This is a genomic window from Streptomyces sp. XY431, assembly GCF_001279805.1.
GTDB lineage: Bacteria > Actinomycetota > Actinomycetes > Streptomycetales > Streptomycetaceae > Kitasatospora > Kitasatospora purpeofusca.
On the sequence record NZ_LGDO01000201.1, the window covers coordinates 1 to 3,865 of the forward strand.

Below are 3,865 nucleotides of genomic sequence, written 5' to 3' on the forward strand. Positions count from 1 at the left end.
TCGCCGACGGCCGCATCGTCGACGAACTGACCCACCCCACCGCCGACACCGTCCTGGACCGCATGCGCCGCTTCGACGCCAAGGGCCGCACCAGCTGACCCAGCCGGTCAGCCACCTGCCCCGGCACCGGACCGGCCGCCGACCCCACGACCCTCAGGACTGACACCACTCCATGTACCGCACCGCACTGCGCAACGTGCTGGCCCACAAGGCCCGACTGCTGATGACGACCCTCGCCGTCCTCCTCGGCACCGCCTTCGTGGCCGGCACCATGGTCTTCACCGACACCCTCGCCAGCGCCTGGCGCGCCCAGAGCTCCCAGAGCTTCACCGACATCGCCGTCACCGTCAGCGACCGGGGTGCCGTCGAGAAGGGGTACGACCACGGCGGCGGGGACGCCGACGGCCTCTCGCTCACCGAGGACACCCGCAAGGCGATCGCCGCGCTGCCCGGCGCCGCCGAGGCCCGCGGCGTGGTCAGCGGCTTCGCCGGCATCGCCGACCGCAAGGGTGCGCTGATCGGCGACGGCTTCTCCACCACCGGCACCAACTACGTCCCGGGCGCCGACGGCACCGACCCGCGCTTCCCGCTGGCCGACGGCCGGGGCCCGCGCACCTCCGGCGAGGTCGCGCTGGACACCAGGACCGCCGAGAAGGGCGGCTACAAGGTCGGCGACACCGTCCGCGTCGCCGTCAACGGCCCGGTCATGGAGCTCAAGCTCACCGGCACCCTGCACGCCAACGACCCGCGCGTCGACGCCGGCGGCTCGCTCGCCGCATTCGACACCGCCACCGCCCAGCAGCTCTACCTGAGCCCCGGCCAGTACGGCGGGATCGACGTCAAGGCCAAGCCCGGCACGGACGACACCGCGCTGCTGGCCGCCGTGCAGAAGTCCTTCCCCGAGCCCAACAGCTTCGACGTCAACACCGGCCGCGCGCTGGCCGCCGAGCAGGAGCGGAGGATCGACGAGAACACCAAGGCGATGTCCACCATGCTGCTCGTGTTCGCCGGGATCTCGCTCTTCGTCGGCATCTTCATCATCGCCAACACCTTCACCATGCTGATCGCCCAGCGCACCAAGGAGCTGGCCCTGCTCCGCGCCGTCGGCGCCAGCCGCAAGCAGATCACCCTCTCGGTGCTGGCCGAGGCCCTGCTGGTCGGCCTGGCCGCCTCGATCGGCGGTCTGCTCGGCGGCATCGGCATCGCGGCCGGTCTGCAGTCCCTGCTCAACGGCCCGTGGGACGCCAACCTGCCGGACGGCCCGCTGGTGATCTCCCCGGCCACCGTGATCGCCTCGCTCGCCGTCGGCGTCGCCGTCACCGTGCTGGCCGCCTGGCTGCCCTCGCTGCGCGCCTCCCGGATCGCCCCGGTCGCCGCGATGAGCTCCAGCGAGCAGCCCGCCACCCAGAAGTCGCTGCTGGTGCGCAACATCATCGGCCTGCTGTTCGCCTCCGGCGGCGCGCTCGGCCTGATCGGCGGCGCGGCCACCGAGTCGGTCAACCTGGTGGGCCTCGGCGCCGGCACGCTGATGATCGGTGTCTTCGTCCTCACCCCGCTGCTGTCCCGCCCGGTGATCGCCCTGTTCGCCCCGGTGCTGCGCAGGCTGTTCGGCACGCCCGGGAAGCTGGCCCGCGAGAACGCCGTGCGCAACCCGCGCCGGACCGCCGCCACCGCCTCCGCGCTCACCATCGGCGTCACCCTGATCACCACGCTGAGTGTCGTCGGCGCCTCGGTGAGCAAGGCCGCCGACAAGGCCTTCGCCAGCGACCTCAAGGCGGACTACGCCGTCGCCATGGACAACTACTCGATGCTCTCCCCCGAGGTCGCCGGGCAGATCGCCAAGACGACCGGGGTCACCGCGATGAGCGTGATGCGGCAGGTGCAGGTGAAGGCGGTCGCCGACGGCGACACCTCCTGGCTGACCTCCGTGGACGCGGCGACCTTCGACCGGCTGGTCGACATCAAGGTCACCGCGGGCGCGGCCGACGCGCTCCAGCAGGGCAGGCTGCTGGCCGCCAAGGACTACGCCGAGCGCAACCACCTCACGGTCGGCTCGACCCTGGACGTCACCTACCCCGACGGCACCCGCGGCAGCCTCGCCGTCGGCGCCCTGGTGGAGCGGAACTCCGAGGTCCACGGACTGATCGCCCCGGAGCGGCTGGTCGGCCCGCACGCCGCCGCCGGCTCCGGTCTGCAGAAGGTGCTGGTCAAGGGCGCCGACGGCGCCACCCCCGCGCTCAAGCAGGCCCTGCGCGACGCCACCGGCGGCAACCCGCTGATCGGCGTCAAGGGCGAGAAGGACATCAAGGCGGAGACCAACCGGGCGATCAACGGCGTGCTGAACGTCATGTACGGGCTGCTGGGCATGTCCGTGATCGTCGCGATCCTCGGCGTGGTCAACACCATGGCGATGTCGGTGTTCGAGCGCCGCCGTGAGATCGGCATGCTGCGGGCGATCGGCCTGGACCGGCGCGGCGTCGGCCGGATGGTCCGGCTGGAGTCGCTGATGATCGCGCTGTTCGGCGGTGTGGTCGGCGTGCTGCTCGGCATCGTCACCGCCTGGGCCACCGTCCGGACGATCGCGGGCTCGCTCAAGAGCATCACCCTGGTGCTGCCGCCGGTGCAGATCGGGTTCTTCCTGGTCGCCGCCGCCGTGATCGGCCTGCTGGCCGCCGTCTGGCCGGCCCGCCGGGCGGCCCGGCTGGACATCCTGGGCGCGATCAAGAGCGGGTAGCCGCCGTCCCCGGAACACCCGGAACACCCGGAACACCCGGAACAACCCGGCACGACCGGCACGACCGGCACGACCGGCACGACCGGCACGACCGGCACGACCGGAACAACGACGACGCCCGCCGGGACTCCTCCCGGCGGGCGTCGTGCTGTCCGAGCTCGGCGGGCGCCGCGCACCCGGGGCAAACGTTTCCTCAGCAGCCGTTGAGGATCGAGGAGAGCGCGCTCTTCTCCGTGCTGTCGACCGAGAGGCCGTAGTAGTACTTCACCTGCACCCAGGCGCGGGCGTAGGTACAGCGGTAAGAGGTCTGCGGCAGCCAGTGGGCCGGGTCCTGGTCACCCTTGGAGCGGTTGGAGCTCGCGGAGACGGCGATCAGCTGCGGGCGGATCAGGTCGTTGGCGAGGGCCTGGCGCTGGGCGGTGGTCCAGGCCCAGGCGCCCGAGCGCCAGGCCTCGGCCAGCGGCACCAGGTGGTCGATGTCGAAGCTCGACGCGCTGGTGGTGGTGGCGTTGTCGTAGACCGAGAACCAGCTGCCGCTGACGGAGGCGCAGGCGGAGTCGGTGACGACGTTGCTGCCGTCGCGCTTGAGGACCGTCTCCCGGGTGTTGCAGGTGCCGGAGACGGTGATCCAGTGCGGGAAGAGCGCGCGGTCGTAGGTGGACTCGTGGGACTCCGCGGTCACCGCGATCGCGGCGAGGTAGCCGCGGGCGGTGGCGGCCGAGACGGGGGTCGGCAGGGCCGCCTGGGCGGCGCCGGCGCCGGTCAGCAGGGTGGTGAGGGCGAGCAGCAGGGCGCCGAAGGCGGCGGCCAGGACGCGGCGGGGCGTGCGTATCGCGGACATCGCGGACATACCGGTAACTCCTGGGTCGAGGAGGGCAGGGGAGAGCCCCCGGGCGGGAACCGGCCCGGGCTGCCGACCAGCATGTCGCCCAAGGGGTTTACGCGGGTAGATCCGAGAGGTGAATTTTTGACCGGATGTCAGGTACACAGACTGTCCGCACACTTCCGACCCGCCGGGACCGGCCGGGGAACGCGGACGCCCCGGCCGGTGGGTTCCGGGCGGGGCGTTGCGTGGTGTTGTGGGTGCGCCGGGTGGCGCGGGCCGGTGGTGTCGGGCGGTGGTGTCAGGCG

The 3,865-nt window shown here is 72.2% G+C and carries 2 protein-coding genes and 1 pseudogene; 2 read left to right on the forward strand and 1 reads right to left on the reverse strand.

The features are described from left to right. Together ADK60_RS42140 and ADK60_RS20225 are read left to right on the forward strand one after the other, a co-directional pair. Nucleotides 1–98: pseudogene (locus ADK60_RS42140) on the forward strand (ABC transporter ATP-binding protein); the annotation flags it as partial. 74 nt (nucleotides 99–172) lie between these two features. Next, complete coding sequence (locus ADK60_RS20225) at nucleotides 173–2,734, forward strand: ABC transporter permease (RefSeq protein ID WP_053647848.1); 2,562 nt, start codon at nucleotides 173–175, stop codon at nucleotides 2,732–2,734. Nucleotides 2,735–2,927: 193 nt separating this feature from the next. Here ADK60_RS20225 and ADK60_RS20230 read toward each other — a convergent pair whose 3' ends face one another. Further along, nucleotides 2,928–3,575 (reverse strand): HNH endonuclease family protein, encoded by a 648-nt coding sequence (locus ADK60_RS20230; RefSeq protein WP_053647850.1) that lies wholly within the window; start codon nucleotides 3,573–3,575, stop codon nucleotides 2,928–2,930. Nucleotides 3,576–3,865: the final 290 nt, after the last annotated feature.